The sequence below is a fragment of the Sunxiuqinia elliptica genome (assembly GCF_900113005.1).
GTDB lineage: Bacteria > Bacteroidota > Bacteroidia > Bacteroidales > Prolixibacteraceae > Sunxiuqinia > Sunxiuqinia elliptica.
This window is the reverse complement of record NZ_FONW01000002.1, coordinates 276,813-293,558: the sequence shown is the minus strand read 5'-3', so window position 1 is coordinate 293,558 and position 16,746 is coordinate 276,813. Positions and strand designations below refer to the sequence as shown.

Annotated in this window: 18 protein-coding genes; 8 read left to right on the top strand and 10 right to left on the bottom strand. The window is 40.5% G+C overall.

Annotation, left to right across the window (positions count from 1 at the left end; genetic code table 11):
* Positions 1 to 76: 76 nt before the first annotated feature.
* From BM156_RS05930 to BM156_RS05920, 3 genes are all read right to left on the bottom strand, one after another.
* Positions 77 to 472, bottom strand: a complete 396-nt coding sequence (locus BM156_RS05930; RefSeq protein ID WP_093918922.1) for an HIT family protein — start codon at positions 470 to 472, stop codon at positions 77 to 79.
* 10 nt (positions 473 to 482) lie between these two features.
* On the bottom strand, positions 483 to 956 hold the full coding sequence (gene greA / locus BM156_RS05925) for a transcription elongation factor GreA (RefSeq protein WP_093918921.1): 474 nt from the start codon (positions 954 to 956) through the stop codon (positions 483 to 485).
* Positions 957 to 1,106: 150 nt separating this feature from the next.
* Positions 1,107 to 1,529, bottom strand: a complete 423-nt coding sequence (locus BM156_RS05920) for a hypothetical protein (protein WP_093918920.1) — start codon at positions 1,527 to 1,529, stop codon at positions 1,107 to 1,109.
* A gap of 77 nt (positions 1,530 to 1,606) precedes the next feature.
* Between BM156_RS05920 and BM156_RS05915 the strand changes: the two genes are divergently transcribed.
* Entirely contained in the window at positions 1,607 to 2,032 is a 426-nt protein-coding gene (locus tag BM156_RS05915; RefSeq protein WP_093918919.1) for a Rieske (2Fe-2S) protein, read from the top strand.
* A gap of 7 nt (positions 2,033 to 2,039) precedes the next feature.
* Here the strand turns inward: BM156_RS05915 and BM156_RS05910 are convergent, their stop codons facing one another.
* The 3 genes from BM156_RS05910 to BM156_RS05900 form a co-directional block, all read right to left on the bottom strand.
* Positions 2,040 to 2,471, bottom strand: coding sequence for a hypothetical protein (locus tag BM156_RS05910; RefSeq protein ID WP_093918918.1), 432 nt, complete (start codon positions 2,469 to 2,471; stop codon positions 2,040 to 2,042).
* Positions 2,472 to 2,521: 50 nt separating this feature from the next.
* Positions 2,522 to 3,940: an adenosylhomocysteinase gene (gene ahcY / locus BM156_RS05905; RefSeq protein WP_093918917.1), complete on the bottom strand. Its 1,419-nt coding sequence runs from the start codon at positions 3,938 to 3,940 to the stop codon at positions 2,522 to 2,524.
* 113 nt (positions 3,941 to 4,053) lie between these two features.
* Positions 4,054 to 4,989 carry a bifunctional riboflavin kinase/FAD synthetase gene (locus tag BM156_RS05900; protein ID WP_093918916.1) on the bottom strand — a complete coding sequence of 312 codons (936 nt, stop codon included), beginning with the start codon at positions 4,987 to 4,989 and terminating at the stop codon, positions 4,054 to 4,056.
* 167 nt (positions 4,990 to 5,156) lie between these two features.
* Here BM156_RS05900 and BM156_RS05895 point away from each other — a divergent pair, with 167 nt between their 5' ends.
* From BM156_RS05895 to BM156_RS05870, 6 genes are all read left to right on the top strand, one after another.
* Entirely contained in the window at positions 5,157 to 6,305 is a 1,149-nt protein-coding gene (locus tag BM156_RS05895) for a TlpA disulfide reductase family protein (protein WP_170846874.1), read from the top strand.
* Positions 6,306 to 6,414: 109 nt separating this feature from the next.
* Complete coding sequence (locus BM156_RS05890; protein ID WP_093918914.1) at positions 6,415 to 7,188, top strand: UDP-2,3-diacylglucosamine diphosphatase; 774 nt, start codon at positions 6,415 to 6,417, stop codon at positions 7,186 to 7,188.
* A 5-nt stretch (positions 7,189 to 7,193) separates the two neighbouring features.
* On the top strand, positions 7,194 to 8,276 hold the full coding sequence (locus tag BM156_RS05885) for a 3-oxoacyl-ACP synthase III family protein (RefSeq protein ID WP_093918913.1): 1,083 nt from the start codon (positions 7,194 to 7,196) through the stop codon (positions 8,274 to 8,276).
* Between the two features lie 334 nt (positions 8,277 to 8,610).
* Positions 8,611 to 10,458, top strand: coding sequence for a sensor histidine kinase (locus BM156_RS05880; protein ID WP_093918912.1), 1,848 nt, complete (start codon positions 8,611 to 8,613; stop codon positions 10,456 to 10,458).
* A gap of 6 nt (positions 10,459 to 10,464) precedes the next feature.
* On the top strand, positions 10,465 to 10,893 hold the full coding sequence (locus BM156_RS05875; RefSeq protein ID WP_093918911.1) for a response regulator: 429 nt from the start codon (positions 10,465 to 10,467) through the stop codon (positions 10,891 to 10,893).
* 10 nt (positions 10,894 to 10,903) lie between these two features.
* On the top strand, positions 10,904 to 12,055 hold the full coding sequence (locus BM156_RS05870) for an ATP-binding response regulator (protein WP_093918910.1): 1,152 nt from the start codon (positions 10,904 to 10,906) through the stop codon (positions 12,053 to 12,055).
* 11 nt (positions 12,056 to 12,066) lie between these two features.
* Here the strand turns inward: BM156_RS05870 and ung are convergent, their stop codons facing one another.
* Positions 12,067 to 12,729, bottom strand: a complete 663-nt coding sequence (ung, locus tag BM156_RS05865; RefSeq protein ID WP_093918909.1) for a uracil-DNA glycosylase — start codon at positions 12,727 to 12,729, stop codon at positions 12,067 to 12,069.
* 149 nt (positions 12,730 to 12,878) lie between these two features.
* Between ung and rmuC the strand changes: the two genes are divergently transcribed.
* Positions 12,879 to 14,192 (top strand): DNA recombination protein RmuC, encoded by a 1,314-nt coding sequence (rmuC, locus tag BM156_RS05860; protein ID WP_093918908.1) that lies wholly within the window; start codon positions 12,879 to 12,881, stop codon positions 14,190 to 14,192.
* A gap of 1 nt (position 14,193) precedes the next feature.
* On the opposite strand, the gene BM156_RS05855 is transcribed toward rmuC, so the two are convergent.
* The 3 genes from BM156_RS05855 to BM156_RS05845 form a co-directional block, all read right to left on the bottom strand.
* Complete coding sequence (locus tag BM156_RS05855; protein ID WP_093918907.1) at positions 14,194 to 15,204, bottom strand: alpha/beta fold hydrolase; 1,011 nt, start codon at positions 15,202 to 15,204, stop codon at positions 14,194 to 14,196.
* 129 nt (positions 15,205 to 15,333) lie between these two features.
* Positions 15,334 to 16,119 carry an ABC transporter permease gene (locus BM156_RS05850; protein WP_093918906.1) on the bottom strand — a complete coding sequence of 262 codons (786 nt, stop codon included), beginning with the start codon at positions 16,117 to 16,119 and terminating at the stop codon, positions 15,334 to 15,336.
* Positions 16,116 to 16,736: an ABC transporter ATP-binding protein gene (locus BM156_RS05845; protein WP_139218219.1), complete on the bottom strand. Its 621-nt coding sequence runs from the start codon at positions 16,734 to 16,736 to the stop codon at positions 16,116 to 16,118. Before BM156_RS05845 ends, BM156_RS05850 begins: the two co-directional genes overlap by 4 nt.
* Positions 16,737 to 16,746: the final 10 nt, after the last annotated feature.

The window sequence follows — 16,746 nt, the reverse complement described above, 5'->3', positions numbered from 1 at the left end:
AATCCTCATAAAACAGCAACAATAAAAAAGCCATTCCCGAAACAGGAATGGCTTGCTTTTATTGTTGATTCCTGATTTATTCGATCGCGTTTGCAATAGCAGCACGAACTTCTTCAAACTGTTCCGGTGTCATTTTGACTTTCTCCGAGAAGTTCAATAAATCATGCTCCGATTGCATCGGCACCAAATGAATGTGGGCATGTGGCACCTCCAAGCCTAAAACCATTACCCCAACCTTTTGGCAGGGGACTGCTTTTTTTAGGCCTTCCGCTACTTTTTTTGCAAACTGGTGTAATCCCAGATAGGTTTCCTCATCCAAGTCAAACAGATAATCAACCTCCTTTTTAGGAATAACTAAAGTATGTCCTTTTGCTGTTGGAAAGATATCCAGAAAAGCAAAAAATCGGTCATCTTCGGCAACCTTGTAGGCTGGTATTTCTCCGGCTATGATTTTAGAAAACAAACTGGCCATAACTCACAATTTACAATGCAATGTCAATAATTTCAAAAGCGATGATACCAGATGGAACCTGGATATCAACGACATCCCCCACCTTCTTACCTAGTAAGCCTTTGGCAATTGGTGTTTCAATTGAAATCTTTCCAGATTTCAGATCAGCTTCATGCTCTGATACGATGGTATATTGCATGGTTGCATTATTCTTTTTGTTTTTGATTGTTACCTTGTTCAGAATTTGTACTGAAGAGGTATCAATCTTCGACTCGTCAATAATGCGTGCATTAGCAATCTTACCACGAAGAACAGCAATTTTAGCTTCGAGCATTCCTTGTGCATCTTTTGCAGCGTCATATTCGGCATTCTCCGAAATATCACCTTTTTCTATCGCCTCACCAATTTGCTTCGAAATTGACGGACGTTCCACATTCATCAGGTGTTCTAGTTCTTTTTTTAGTTTATCTAACCCTTCTTGGGTTATATAGGTCACTTTTCCCATTATTTTTTCACTTTTTTGTTGTGACTACATAAAAGAAAAAAGAATTCCGCTCGAGCGGAACTCTTTAGTTTTACAAAGCTATATAAAATATTTCGTATTTGCGAGCGCTATGTCCTCAAAAGCCTATAAAAACCTAATTATAAAACCGTTCTAGTACTTCCGCTCGAGAATTTCAGAGTAAATAACAGCCTTACGTAACGAAAAATCACTTAAAATTGATTCGCGAGTTGTTTCCACTTCTTGTTGCTCTTTTTCCTCATCTTTCAAGTCGGTTCCGATTGACGTTTTAATCGCATCGCCAATCTCAGTTCTTGTCATCACAGTCGGCTTCAAAGGTTCTCGACTTACTCTCTTTTTAACGACAACCTCAGGTTCCGGAGCTACTTTCGGAGCTTTTCTCACGGGCTCTTCACTAAAAACAGGGTCCTCAAAAATCTGATCAAAAATGGAGGGTTCACGCTCTGGCTCCACAAAATCGGGATTGTTCTGAGCAGCCTGCTTCTTTTTATTCTTATTGACTGCACCAATAATTGAAAGCACAATTGCGATGAGTATGAATATATAATCTTCCATTTTCTATTAAATTTGCCTTACAAACGATATACTAAGTCGTCCTTTTTTCGTGTTTTAGGTTTATAAAGATATAAAAAATGAATGGTATAAAACATTTACTCTCTCGCCTAAGTCTTTTTCTCGTATTTATGTTGGCTTTTAGTACAGCCTGTAAGGACGACTTTAATTCTTCAATTCCTTATGTTAACGTGAACTTTTCGATTAATACCGTCAATCATAATGGACTCAACACCGTGGGATTTCCAGTTTTTTTCAATGGAGGCTATGGAGGTATTGCCATCATTAACAACGGGGTATCGTTCTATGCGTACGATATTACCTGTCCTTACGAAATTGATCTCAACTGCCGAATCGAAGCAGACGGCGTTATTGGTACCTGTCCCTGTTGTAAAACACAATATAATTTACTGGATGGAGGTTATGTTATTAGCGGACCATCGCCCGAACCTCTTAAACAGTATCGGGTAAATGTATCTGGAAGCCGACTTTACATTACAAATTAATACGTCGTCAACTGATTTCATGTAGCTGTCGTTTCTTTTCCTCCAATAAGTAAATCCGATCAAACGAAGAATTAAAAAAACAATTATCCAACTTGTTGCGGTAGTGAAAGTTCAGTTGATTTTGGAAGGAGCGGAGATGAATCAATAGCCATAGCTCTACGGGTTTTACTTTCTGATACAAGTACATTTTTTCCTCTTTAGCCTGAATGGTTTCTTCCAGATGATAAAACAGTAGCTCTGGTTTCTCGAAATGCCCTTGGTTGTCGTAAAACGTTTGCCCGTGCAACTCCGTTAGCTCAACGCCAATCACCTTTCTCCGGTTCAAACGGATCAAGAAGTCGGGCGATTCGGTTTGAACCACCTTGCCTTTGGGGAAATCATCCAACAAATGCTGGAACAGTTGAAAGACTTGATTTTCGTGTATCTTCTTATCGGGCATAGCCCGAAGATACAAAAAAAGCAGCCCTAAAGCTGCTTCTTTCTATCTAATTAATAACGGTAGTGTTCTGGTTTGTAGGGTCCTTCTTGCCGGACCCCAATATAATCAGCCTGATCTTTACTTAGTTTGGTAAGCTTAACACCTAACTGCTCCAAGTGCAGACGGGCAACCTCTTCATCCAAATGCTTTGGCAAACGGTAAACATCGGTTTGATAGTCGTTTTTCCAAAGTTCAATCTGAGCCAAAGTCTGATTGGTAAATGAATTACTCATTACAAAAGAAGGGTGACCGGTTGCACATCCCAAGTTCACCAAACGTCCTTCGGCTAACAAGAAAATTGAATGGCCATCCTCGTAGGTATATTTATCAACTTGTGGTTTGATGTTTGTTTTAACAATCCCAGGCCATTTTTCCAATTTAGCTACTTGAATTTCATTGTCAAAGTGCCCAATATTACATACGATCGCCTGATCTTTCATGCCTGCCATGTGCTGAGCAGTGATAATATCTTTATTGCCGGTGGTGGTCACAAAAATATTTCCTTCTTCCAGGGCATCTTCCATGGTTTTTACTTCAAAACCTTCCATCGCAGCCTGTAAAGCGCAAATCGGATCAATTTCAGTAACAATTACACGAGCTCCGTATCCACGCATCGATTTAGCGCAACCTTTACCCACATCGCCATAACCGGCAACAACGACCACTTTTCCAGCAATCATCACATCAGTAGCACGCTTAATCCCATCGGCCAGTGATTCGCGACAGCCATACAAGTTGTCGAATTTCGATTTGGTAACTGAATCGTTTACATTGAAGGCAGGAAATAGCAGCGTTCCTTTTTCCATCATTTGGTACAAACGATGCACGCCAGTTGTCGTTTCTTCCGATACCCCTTTGATTTCTGGAGCAGTGCGCTGCCAACGTTCTGGATCTTCAGCCAAAATACGTTTCAAGGCTTTGAACAACTCAATTTCATCCTCGGCTTCCAATTCAACATCCAACAAAGCAGGATTTTTCTCCGCAGCATAACCATGATGAATCATAATAGTTGCATCGCCCCCATCATCAACAATCAAATTAGGCCCTTGTCCATTACCAAAGTCCAAGGCACGCTCGGTACACCACCAGTATTCTTCCAGTGTTTCGCCCTTCCAAGCAAAAACAGGAACACCTGTGACAGCGATCGCAGCGGCAGCATGATCTTGCGTACTGAAAATATTACAGCTGGCCCAACGTACATCGGCTCCAAGCTCAACCAGAGTTTCAATTAACACCGCAGTTTGAATGGTCATATGCAATGACCCCATAATGCGTGCCCCTTTCAGCGGTTGTTCACTCGCATATTTTTCCCGGATAGCCATCAAACCTGGCATTTCCTTTTCTGCAATCTCAATTTCTTTTCGTCCGTAATCGGCCAAATTAATATCGGCAACTTTATAATCGGCTTTCTTTTCGGTCAATGTTGTCATAATTGTCTTCAGTATTTTTAGAAGTGCAAAAATAGTTATTCTATTCGAATAACTCCAATAGAATGAATAAGTTCAGATTTATATTCGTAGTCGTAACAGACGGATTAATTCTCTCACAAATTTTTCAAAAGGTGACGCACATCCAGCTTATCCTGCTCCAACTGGGAGCGCAAGCCATCAATCGAGCCAAACTTTTGTTCTTCCCTAACCTTAGCCAGAAATTTCAACTCCAACTGTTTTTGGTAGATATCCTGGTCAAAATCGAAAATATGAACTTCAATGCTTCGATGGTCTGCGTTGTTATTTATCGTAGGTCGTGTGCCTATGTTCAGCATTCCTTGATACGTTTTCCCTTCAACCAGCACGTTCACAGCATAAACACCATACCCCGGAATAATTTTATGGGGATCTGAAGTTTCGATATTGGCTGTTGGGAATTGAATTTTCCGTCCCAGCTTTTGACCTTCAACCACAGTTCCGTTTAAGCGAAACGGGTACCCTAGGTATTTATTCGCTCTGGCAATATCACCTTCCTGCAAGGCATGTCGAATTTTGGTAGAACTCACGTTGACATCGTCTGAAAGCAACACATCCAGCTTTTCCAACTCAAACCCGAATGCCATGGCCAACCCCTTCAACATTTCAAAATCGCCTTTGCGGTTCTTCCCAAATTTGTGATCATATCCGACCACCAAACTGTCAATTCCCAGCTGGGTTACGAGGATCGAACGTACAAAATCGGTATAACTTAACTCTGAAAAATCTTTGGTAAAAGAGAAAACAATAAGATGATCAACCCCAGCTTGCTCCAACAACTCAATCTTTTCATCCAGTGTTGTTAATAACCGTAGATCATTTTGTTGTGGACTTAGTACGACCCGAGGATGTGGAGCAAAAGTAAAAATAACCGACTCCCCATTTTTACTTGCAGCAATTTCATTCAGTCGGTCAATGACTTTCCGGTGCCCCAAGTGCACCCCGTCGAACGAGCCCACAGTGAGGATGGGTTTAGCAACATTAAATTGGCTGACGTCACGATAAACTTTCATTCAAACCTAATTTTCAACTGGCAAAAATAGTATAATTTTAGTTTTTAAACCGGTTATAAACATGAAAACGCTGACATCTTCTAAAAGATTTTATATCGACCGGTTATTTGATTGGTAATTTATTATTTTTACCCTCCGTTTAAAAAATGACAATAAAAATCAGAATCGTGAAAAGGTTAATTCTATTCGTAATTTCAATTGCTACCCTTGCAGTAGCATGTGATGAATCAACACATTACAAAATTTCAGGACGTATTAGCAACGCAGAAGGCAAATATGTTTACCTGGATGAGTTGAAGTTGGCATCCTCCGAAAATATTGATTCAGTAAAAATTAACAAAAAAGGAGAGTTTTCCTTTGACGGGCAAGTTAGTCAGCCTACCTTTTTCTTGCTGAAATTGAGCGAGAAAAACTTCATTACATTATTGGTTGACTCTGCTGAACAAGTTAAAGTAGCAGGTGATGCAGTCAATTTTTCACGAGATTATTTGGTTGAAGGCTCTGAAGGCTCTGCCTTGGTTCAGGAATTAAACCAACATTTAAGCCGGACCAAACACCAGATGGATTCAATCCGTTCATTGCATGTGCTGTTTCGTACCGACCCCAATTACCAAAGTTTAAAAAAGAAATGGGATCAAGAATACAATGAGATCGTTGAAACCCAAATGGAGTATTCGAAAGAGTTTGTTACAAAACATCCTTTTTCAATGGCCTCTGTGCTGGCGCTCTACCAAAAATTTGACAACGACAACTTTGTTATTCAGGATTTGCAATCGTTAAAAACAGCCGCCTCAGCACTTAACTCATTTTACCCAGAGTCAGAACATGTAAAAGCGTTGTATGCCAACACCATGAAACTGATTCAGGAAGAACGAAATGCAAAAGTTCAACAGTTCATCCAGGAACAAGGGCAAAATAGCCCGGAGATCGTACTCCCCGATCCTGATGGAAAAGAAATTGCGCTATCGTCTCTTCGCGGAAAATATGTTCTGCTTCAATTTTGGTCAGCACAAGACCGCGGATCCCGAATTATGAATCCGGTTTTGGTTGAGCTGTATAATAAATACCGCCGCAAAGGTTTTGAAATTTACCAAGTGAGTGTAGATGAAAACCGCTATGAATGGTTGGATGCCATTGACCAAGACAAACTAAAATGGGTTAATGTTGGTGACATGGAAGGTAGTACTCAAGCCGTGCTAAACTACAATGTACAAACCCTTCCCTTCAACTACCTTCTCGATGAAAAAGGAGCCATTGTTGCCAAAGGCATAAAAGGCCCCGCCCTCGACAAAATACTCAATGAAGTGTTAAACTAAGATAGATCAGGCCGGTGTTTCACCGGCCTTTTTTGCACAAGACATGCTTGAAACTTAACTTTTTACTGGTATATTTGTCCGATTTTTCCAACACGAAACACATAGAATATTGACTGATTATCAAGGTAAAATATATTTCATTTCAGACACCCACCTAGGAGCTCCCGCCCTATCAAATAACTTGGAGCGAGAAAAACTTTTAGTGCGTTGGCTGGATGAAATCAAACAAGATGCTGCGGCCCTCTTTTTGATGGGGGATATTTTTGACTATTGGTTTGAATATAAAACAGTGGCCCCTCGTGGATTTACTCGTTTTTTAGGAAAGCTCGCGGAATTAAGTGATTCAGGAATTCCCATCCACTTTTTTACAGGAAACCATGATGTTTGGGTATTTGATTACCTCCCAAAAGAAATCGGCTTCCAACTTCACCGCGAAGAAATGCGAGTTACACTCTCTGGGAAAAAGTTTTTTCTAGCTCATGGTGACGGCTTGGATCCTTATGACAAAGGTTATCACTTTCTGAAAAAATTATTTACTAACCGCTTTTTACAATGGCTCAACTCCTGGCTCCATCCCGATGTCGGAATCAGGCTGGCGCACGCATGGTCAAAGAAAAGTAGGTTGTCTAAAGGCATGTTTGTTCCATTTAAAGGAGAGGATGCCGAAGGACTTTATCTTTTTGCAAAATCAGTACTCGAACAAGAAGAAGTTGATTATTTTATTTTCGGTCATCGTCATTTGTTATTAGATTTGCCTCTTGGAAAAAAGTCCAGGTACATTAATTTGGGTGATTGGATTACTCATTTCTCGTATGGAGTTTTTGACGGCAACAAATTTGAATTGAAAACTTATAAAGGTCCGGGCGAAAAGCCTAAGAATTGATCGTTATGGCTAAAAAGTTATACACAAAAATTATTGGAACAGGGAGTTACATTCCTCCAAAAGTAATCAAAAACGATTATTTCCTTGACTATGAATTCTATGATCCATCCTCAAGAAAACCGTTTGATAAAAGCAATGAAGAAATTATCCAAAAGTTCCATGAGATTACCAATATTGAAGAGCGCCGTTGGATCGACGACAATCAAGTAAACTCTGACATGGCAGCATCGGCTGTTCTAAATGCTTGCGAATCGGCTGGAATTGACAAGGAAACGCTTGATTTCATCATTTTTGGACACAACTTTGGCGATGTGCGTCCAGGAAATACTTCCGTCGATACTTTACCGGGGCTTGCTAACCGAGTAAAAAAACTAACAGACATTAAAAATCCGGCATGCATCTGCCATGATGTTATTTCGGGCTGTCCAGGATGGACACAGAGCATGATTATTGCCGACGCCTACTTGCGAAGTGGCACTTTTAAACGCGGGGTCGTCATCGGATCGGATACGCTTTCTCGTATTTCTGATCCACACGACAGAGATACCATGATCTTCTCTGACGGAGCAGGTGCAACAATTGTTGAAGCAGTTGAAAGTGAAACACCAACAGGAATCATCGCTCACAGCAGCCGATCAGATTCTAATCCATATGCCAACTTATTGACTTTTGGTTCTTCTCAGAATCCAGACTTTGAAGGTGATGATCTTTTTATTAAGATGGCGGGACGCAAGCTATACATCTATGCGATCAGCCATGTTCCGGGTGTAGTAAAAGACAGCCTTGATAAAGCAGGCCTCCAGTTAAGCGACGTTAAAAAAGTGCTGATCCACCAAGCCAATGAAAAAATGGATGAAGCTATTTTAAAAGGCGTATTTAAGCTATACAAGGAAAAAGAAATCCCTGCAGGAATTATGCCAATGAGCATCAATAAGCTAGGCAATTCATCAACAGCAACGGTTCCTACTCTGCTTGATCTGATTGTTAAAGGTCAAATGGAAGGGCAAGAAATCAATGAAGGAGACTACATCATCCTCTGCTCTGTTGGTGCCGGAATGAATATTAATTCCATCGTTTATAAATGGTAAATAAAAATATTTTCTCTGTAAATAAAGCCGTTTGCAAAATGTTTGCAGGCGGCTTTTTCTTTTGCTTTTACACTACTACAAATAAGCTGACAAGTTAATTATCAACCGACTGTAAACCCCTCCAATTAATCTCTCCAGCTCTATCTTCGAACTTACTTTATTTCACTTTTTGATTTTATTGTCAAATAACATCTTTCAAAATTAAGATTTAATAGTCTTTTTTATTATTTTTATGGGAAATCTGTATTACCTCAGTAGAAGATGAAGGTTCTTTTTTTGCTAAAAAGGTGTTAGGCGAACGGTAACAGCATTTTTCACTAACAAACAGGAACTGATGAAATTACTTTTCAAAAGAACATTTTTAGCTGTATTCATTCCGATTTTTTCCTTCCTTCTAATTTTAATTGGAAGTTTATCGTTCTATGTTTATCAAAAAGAAAAGAGCCGAATTCTGGATTCAACCAAAACCACCTTTTCCGAACACCTTTTCCAACAAAGTGAGCTCATCCGAGCAATGTTTGCATCTACCATAAAAGACTTGAACTACCTGGCATTGAATGCATCATTTCTAGATTACCTGGGCACTTCTGACCTGCAAGCTCAAAAAGACTTACTCAGAACGATGCAACCCTTAGCCCAACAAAATTGGAACTACCGGCAAGTCCGCTTTCTGGACTGGGAAGGCATGGAAAAAATTCGATTCAATTGGCACCTGGATAGCTTACACTTGGTGAATGCTGATCAACTTCAGAACAAAAGTGACCGCTACTACTTTATACGGTCCAGGCAGTTAAAGCAAGGCCAGGTCTACGTTTCCCCAGTTGATCTAAATGTTGAACATGGAACGATAGAAGTGCCACATCAAGCCGTCATTCGGTTTTGCAAACCAATTTATCAATCCGATGATCGCCCTGCTGGTATATTAGTTATTAATCAGTACCTGAACAGCTTATTCCAGTGGCTTATCAATAGAAATACAAACCTTGAAGGAGATATCATATTGCTAAATCAAGAAGGTTACTGGCTTACTTCAAATGATGAACACGTCCCTTTTGGATTCATGTTTAAAGAACATCAAAATGAAAAGTTTTCCACCTTTTACCCTTTGGCGTGGGAACAACTCCAAAACAATGCTCAAGGAGAAGTTTTGAATAACGACCGGTTAATTGTATTCCGGAAGTTTTCACTAGGTTTTGATCTAAAAAACAACAAGCTTTTTCAGGAAGATGAATTAGCTGGATCTCCAGAAAGTCAATGGTTATTGGTCGCTAATATTCCGACCACAAAGATCCAGGCACTCCAGGAAATGAATCGTTTGTTTCGACTTAGTTTACTCTTCACGATATTTATTCTCTTTTGTATTGCTTATATCATTAGCTGGTTAATTCACCGCGAGAAAGAAATCATCAAAGAACTCAATGTCTTGAATAAAACTCTTGAGCATAAAGTGACAGAACGAACCACTGAACTTCAAAAAAGTAATTTAGAATTAAAAGCTCTGAACGAAGAACTGGAAGCATTTACCTATTCAGTTTCGCATGATTTACGTGCTCCACTGCGACATATCTCCGGTTTTGCCGACTTACTTGTCAAAAAAAACCTAGCTGACTTAACAGGGCAAGGACCTGTTTACCTAAACTACATCAAGCAATCTACTCAGGAGATGAACCAGCTTATTCAGGATTTACTCAACTTTTCAAGAATTATTCGTTCCGACTTGAACCGTACCAAAATTAACATGAGCAAACTGGTGAAAGAGGTACAAGCTACTACAGCAGAGTCTTTCCCTGACCAAAAAGTTGATTGGACGATCTCCGCTCTTCCTGAAGTCTATGGAGACCGTAACTTACTGAGACAAGTTTGGATCAACCTCTTGAGCAATGCCATCAAATACTCATCAAACCAAAAAATCTCAAAAGTTGAGATTAGTTATCAACAGCAGAAAAAGCAGTTTATCTTTCAGGTAAAAGATAATGGTGTCGGTTTTGATGAAGCATACAGCCACAAACTATTCAAAACATTCCAGCGCTTACACTCTTCTGAGGATTATGAAGGAACTGGAATCGGACTAGCAATTGTTCGCAAAATAATCGTTCGTCATCACGGAGAAATATGGGCTAAGAGCCAAGCTGGCGAAGGAGCCACATTTTACTTTAGCTTACCAAAAATCACCAATAAATAAAGATCCATGGAACTAAAAACCATACTACTTGCGGAAGATGATCCGAAGGATGCTGCCTTAACCATGGAGGCACTCCGAGAAAACAATCTCTTAAATGCCCTCGTCAGGGTAAAAGACGGTGCTGAAGCTCTGGAATACCTAGAGCAAAAAGGCCAATACAGCGACCGAACTCCGGGCCTACCGGCCGTGCTTCTGCTCGATCTGCATATGCCAAAAATGGATGGCCTTGAAACATTGGCAGTTATTCGTCAATCTCCCGAACTTAAGCGCCTTCCGGTTGTTATGCTAACCTCCTCTCAAGAGGAAGAAGATCTAATACGTAGTTATGACCTCGGTGTCAATGCCTACGTAGTTAAACCAGTTGATTTGAATGAGTTTGTTGGAGCAATCAAACAACTGGGATTATTTTGGGGATTAATTAACAAACATCCGTAACCAACAATTAATGGAAACCAAGAAACAAAACAGTGCACTCCGGGTACTTTATCTGGAAGATTCAAAACTGGACGTTGAGCTTCTCCGAACCATTCTTGAAGAGGCTTATCTGCTTGATTTTACCAGCGTAGATGACCGCCAAGCATTTGAAGAAGTCTTATTGAGTAAAAAATCATTGGACATTATTTTATCAGACTACAATCTTCCGGACATTGATGCTCCTACAGCCCTTGCGATAGCTCAAAAACACTGTCCGGACATTCCTTTTATTTGTATCTCAGGGACTATCGGTGAAGAAAAAGCAGTAGACCTTTTAAAACAAGGAGCAGTTGACTACATTTTGAAAGATCGCATGGCGCGGCTTACCTCTTCAATCGATAGGGCTTTAAATGAAGCTGAGGAAAAAAGAATCTTAGCAGAAGCTCAGGAAGCATTAAAACAGCAAAATAAAGAACTTCGCATTGCCAAGCAGAAAGCAGAAGAAAGTGACCACCTTAAATCAGTTTTCCTTTCGAACATGAGCCACGAAGTTCGAACCCCAATGAATGGAATTGTTGGATTTTCCGAACTACTCATTCGTTCCGACGATCCAATCAAACAAGCAAAATATGTTCGGACCATTCAAAACTCATGCGAACAACTGATGCATATTATCAACAGCATTGTTGATATCTCTTTAATTGAAGCTAACCAGGTCTTTGTTAATAAAACAGAAGTGGAGCTGGAGCACATCTTTAACTATGTCAATTCGATTTTACAAGAAGATTTTGAACGCAAGCGTATTCATCTAAAACAACTTGAAATCCCTGAAAACTGTTGCGAGTTAACAACGGATGCCTCTAAGCTTACCCAAATTTTAACAAACCTTATTTCCAACGGACTAAAGTTCACCTCTCAAGGATTTGTTGAATATGGTGTTCGCCGCCAAAACGGAACACTCCACTTTCATGTCAGAGATACCGGAATCGGGATTCCGGAAGAGAAGCATCCCGTTATTTTTGAACGTTTCAGACAGGTCGAAGAAGGCAACACCCGAAAATACGGTGGTAGCGGATTAGGCCTATCCATTGCCAAATCGTTTGTTGAAGCACTCGATGGGCAAATATGGCTTCAATCAAAACCCGGCGAAGGTTCAACATTTTTCTTTAGCATTCCGGTATAAGCACACGCGTCTTACCACTGAACAGGCTCTAAACCATGCTCAACCAAAAAGCTATTGGTTTTGCTAAAATGATTATTCCCAAAAAAACCACGACTCGCTGATAAGGGTGAGGGATGCACAGAGGTCAGCACCAAATGCTTATTCTGGTCAATGAATTCCCCTTTCCGAATGGCATAACTTCCCCACAAAATAAACACCACATTTTCTTTCAGTTGATTGACTTTATCAATAACGGCATCAGTAAATGTCTCCCACCCCTTTTTCTGATGAGATCCGGCCTGTGCAGCTCGAACGGTTAAGGTAGCATTCAAAAGCAACACGCCTTGCTGTGCCCAGCTGGTGAGGTTTCCCGTTGTTGGAACTTCCTTCCCGACATCTTGCTGCAGCTCTTTAAAAATATTGCGTAAGCTCGGTGGAAAACGGATATCGTCATTCACCGAAAAGCACAAACCATGAGCCTGTCCTGGACCGTGGTAAGGATCCTGTCCCAGAATAACAACTTTAACCTGATCAAATGGACATTGATCAAAAGCATTGAAAATCAACTTAGCCGGCGGATATATTTTTTGAGTCCGATATTCCTGATGAACAAACTCAGTTAGCGACTCAAAATATTCTTTATTAAACTCATCGGCTAGTACTTCTTTCCAACTGGATTCAATTTTAACATCCATAAAAAATCAAGTTTTTATTTTGAAAGGCTAAAATAGGAAAAACTCATTCGCGCTCAAATCAATCTCTAAAAGTTTAAGCTGATTTTCGAAAAGAGCCTCTTTCTGCTTTACATTCTTCTTCGTACTTTTATCGGTCAAATCTGGTTAACATGGAAATCATCTATCTCGTTGCTGGGCTGCTTATTGGTTTTGCCCTTGCTTTTCTGCAATCGAAATTGAAATCGAAAAACTCAGAAAATGAGCTATTACTTGCCAAAAATGAGTTTGAAAAAAATAAAGCTCAACTCGAAGAGCGTGTTACCTATTTACAGGATGACAAAGAAAGACTATCGGAAAAGCTACAAGCAAAAGAAAGCGAGAACGACCAACAGACTCAGAGACTAGCTAAAGCTGAAGTAGAGTTTGCCAACCTCAGGGAGAAACTGACTTCTCAGAAGCAAGAAATGGAAGATTTGCAAAAGAAATTCACAACGGAATTTGAGAATGTTGCCCATAAAATACTGAAACAAAACTCACTGGAATTTACTCAAACCAACCAGAAAAACATCAGTGAAATTCTGACACCACTTAGGGAAAAAATTCAGCTATTTGAAAAGAAAGTTGAAGACACCTATGAGAAAGGCCTGAAGGACCAAACCGACTTGAAAGCCGAACTAAAAAAGTTGCATGACCTCAACCTAAAAATCAGTGATGAAGCCAGTAACCTAACAAAGGCCTTAAAAGGGGATGTTAAGAAACAAGGTAATTGGGGCGAAGTTATCCTTGAGCGTATTCTTGAACGGTCAGGCCTTGCCGAAGGGCGAGAATATGAAAAACAATTTAGCGTTGTTGGTGAAAACGGCTCTCGCCTGCAACCTGATATCGTCATTCACTTGCCTGAACAAAAACACATCATTGTTGACTCCAAAGTGTCTTTAGTTGCCTACGAGCGATGGGTAAATGCAACGGACGATAACGAACGTGTAAAACACATCAAAGACCACTTGGTCAGTATCAAAAGCCACATTAAACTACTTAGCGACAAACACTATCAAACGGCACAAGGGATAAACAGTCCCGATTTTGTTTTGCTTTTTGTACCCATTGAGTCTTCCTTTAGTGTTGCTATCGAAGCTGATCAAGATCTCTTTTCTTACGCATGGGACAACAAGGTCGTCATCGTGAGCCCATCAACACTTTTGGCCACCTTACGCACCATTGCCTCTATCTGGCAGCAGGAAAACCAAACCCGCAATGCGATCGAGATTGCGCGTCAGGGAGGAGCCCTCTACGATAAGTTTGTCAGCTTTATTGGTGACCTCGAGAAAATTGGCAACAACATGGAACAGATGCGTAAAAATTACGACTTAGCCATGAATAAGCTCAATGATGGGCGAGGCAACCTGGTACGTTCAGCAGAAAAACTGCGCGAGCTAGGAGCCAAGGCCAGCAAGGAGTTACCACAAAAATATTTAGACGAATAGCTTAATCTTCCTTCAAAAATTTGATTAGCGGATCGATAAAGCGACCAAAGGCCTCAATATGGGGAAGATGACCAACATCATCCAACTCAACCAACTGACTATTCGGAATCTTCTGATGTGTTAAACGGCCTAACTCGGGATACAATCCCATGGTTTCCCGGGTCTTTTCATCAACCAATGGCTTTCCCAAAGCCGTCCGGTCACGTTGCCCAATAATTAGTAAAGTAGGGACCTGTATGTTTTCAAATTCATAGCACACAGGCTGCGTAAAAATCATATCATAGGTCAAAGCAGCATTCCATGCTATTTTGGGGTAGTCAATACTCAAGGTCCAGCCAGCCAATAAGTTCACCCACTGATCATACTCCGATCGCCATTTATTATCGTAATAGCTCTTCAACTGATACTGCCGAATCGCTTCGTAATCTTTCTTTAACTCGAACTCGTACCACCACTCCACTGGCTGATAAGGCACTTTCAACTTCCAATCTTCCAAACCAATTGGATTGACCAGAATCAAGCGACTCGTTAGTTCAGGAAACATCAAGGCAAACCGGCTAGCTAACATGCCTCCCATTGAATGCCCTAAGATACTTGCCCGTTCTATTTCTAACGTATCCAACAAAGCCTTTGTGTTCATTGCCAACTGCTGAAAAGTATAAGGATAAGAATCAGGTTTGGTTGATTTTCCAAAGCCAATTTGGTCAGGAATAATCACCCGAAATCCTTCCTCGGCAACAAGGCGTTGTGCCGTCTCTTCCCAATAAGCACCGTTAAAATTCTTCCCGTGCAACAAGACAATCGTCTGTCCATTGTCATGAGCAGGCCGAACATCCATGTATGCCATCTGATAAGTACCATTATGCGACTCTAGCTCAAAATAGTTTACATCGAATGGATAGTCGTAATTTTCAAGATTAAGTCCCAAGGGCTTTAGCTCATGTTCCTGAGCTATTCCTGACAAGCCTGTAAAGGCTACAAGTAATATTGCGATTAGCTGCTTCCAAATCATCTCTTCAAATCATTTTGATTACTAATTCTGATTGTAAAACAGCAGCTTCCAACAATGGTTTAAGGAGACAAGAAAAGCCCTTCTTAATGATTGTTAATTGCCAAAGATCAGGCGGAAGCTCTCAACTGATCAATTTTCAATCTCGGGGATCAGCTGGTCTCTTTCATCAAAACCTTGCCTGAGCACAAAAAGCAACTGAAGAATATTACTGAGCAAACTATTGAAGAAAATAGCCAACATCACCATGATTTGATACTTCACAGCCAAAACCGGATCAGAACCTCCCAAGATTTGCCCCGTCATAACACCAGGCAGAGAAACCAGACCAATGGTTGCCATCGTTGCCAGATTGGGTGCCATAGCAGTCCGAATAGCTTCTTTCAGGAAAGGACGGGCAGCTTCTTTCTTACTAGCCCCATTTCCCAATAAAAATAAATATATCTTCTGCTCTTTACGGGCTAGCATGAAAAAAGTTTTTAGTGCAACGATATTTGATTTCAATGTATTACCAAGCATTAAGCCAGCTATAGGAATTAAGATTTCAGCCTTCCATACTGGTGTAATTTGAATAATCGCCCCATTAAAAAAAAGCAAGGTGATTAGCGTAGGAAAAAGCATTGCCAAAAAGGTTGGGACTAAGAGCTTTTTTAATCGTAGTGAAGCATTCTTAATACCGGCAACAGCGGCAAAGAATACCATCAGGAAAACGTATACCAAATTCACCCAAAGGTTATCCAATAAAAAAATGTATTTCAAATAAAAAGCAACCAAGCCTAACTGAAGCAACATACGTACAACAGCCACTAAAAGCTGCTTGCCAAAGCCTAAGCGAAAATAAGCAACCAGCAGCAAAGTAGGCAAGACCATCAGCAGCCCAAAGACCAAACCACTTACCGGTATATTTACGGCATTCATGACAACAAGGTAGTGATAACTTTCATTTCAGGGAGTTGCCAGTCCGAATCATGACTGACACAAATAACTGTTTTCTTAGTCTTAGCAATGTAATCGATAAAACGTTGCTTTTGTTTCTCGTCCATTGCCGAAGTTGGTTCATCCAGAAGTAGTAGAGGGCGGTCGAGCAGCTGAATAAGAATCCACCCCAAGCGTTGGCGTTCGCCACCAGAAATCATACTGGTATTTTTTTCCAACAACCCCTCCGACAGATCAAATTCCTGTAGCTTTTCAACAAGCATTTCGGGACGGTAATTCAGATGTCTGTTCCTATCAAATTCAAAAATCTCTTGAAAAACGTCCTTCACTTTTCCATTTGGAAAGTCGACATCCTGGCTCAAATAAGCAATTTGGGTACGAATTTTTCGAATGGTCTCAGGAGTTATCTCTTTCTTTCCCCAAAAGATTCTTCCCTCGTCCGGGTCAATAAATCCTAATAATAAACGTAGTAAACTGGTTTTTCCGCTGCCGGACTGAGCTGCCAACAACACTTTGTCTCCCCTGTTAATCCGGAGGTTAAACGTTTTCAACAATTGTTTTCCACCCAATTTGAGTGAAACATTTTTGAATCGGATCATACCAGTACTG

Coding starts and splice junctions, on each gene's coding strand:
- BM156_RS05855 (WP_093918907.1), bottom strand. CDS start 15,204: ATGATTTGGAAGCAGCTAATCGCAATATTACTTGTAGCCTTTACAGGC.
- greA (WP_093918921.1), bottom strand. CDS start 956: ATGGGAAAAGTGACCTATATAACCCAAGAAGGGTTAGATAAACTAAAA.
- BM156_RS05845 (WP_139218219.1), bottom strand. CDS start 16,736: ATGATCCGATTCAAAAATGTTTCACTCAAATTGGGTGGAAAACAATTG.
- BM156_RS05915 (WP_093918919.1), top strand. CDS start 1,607: ATGAATGGTATAAAACATTTACTCTCTCGCCTAAGTCTTTTTCTCGTA.
- BM156_RS05900 (WP_093918916.1), bottom strand. CDS start 4,989: ATGAAAGTTTATCGTGACGTCAGCCAATTTAATGTTGCTAAACCCATC.
- BM156_RS05920 (WP_093918920.1), bottom strand. CDS start 1,529: ATGGAAGATTATATATTCATACTCATCGCAATTGTGCTTTCAATTATT.
- BM156_RS05850 (WP_093918906.1), bottom strand. CDS start 16,119: ATGAATGCCGTAAATATACCGGTAAGTGGTTTGGTCTTTGGGCTGCTG.
- rmuC (WP_093918908.1), top strand. CDS start 12,879: ATGGAAATCATCTATCTCGTTGCTGGGCTGCTTATTGGTTTTGCCCTT.
- ahcY (WP_093918917.1), bottom strand. CDS start 3,940: ATGACAACATTGACCGAAAAGAAAGCCGATTATAAAGTTGCCGATATT.
- BM156_RS05910 (WP_093918918.1), bottom strand. CDS start 2,471: ATGCCCGATAAGAAGATACACGAAAATCAAGTCTTTCAACTGTTCCAG.
- ung (WP_093918909.1), bottom strand. CDS start 12,729: ATGGATGTTAAAATTGAATCCAGTTGGAAAGAAGTACTAGCCGATGAG.
- BM156_RS05885 (WP_093918913.1), top strand. CDS start 7,194: ATGGCTAAAAAGTTATACACAAAAATTATTGGAACAGGGAGTTACATT.
- BM156_RS05875 (WP_093918911.1), top strand. CDS start 10,465: ATGGAACTAAAAACCATACTACTTGCGGAAGATGATCCGAAGGATGCT.
- BM156_RS05930 (WP_093918922.1), bottom strand. CDS start 472: ATGGCCAGTTTGTTTTCTAAAATCATAGCCGGAGAAATACCAGCCTAC.
- BM156_RS05870 (WP_093918910.1), top strand. CDS start 10,904: ATGGAAACCAAGAAACAAAACAGTGCACTCCGGGTACTTTATCTGGAA.
- BM156_RS05880 (WP_093918912.1), top strand. CDS start 8,611: ATGAAATTACTTTTCAAAAGAACATTTTTAGCTGTATTCATTCCGATT.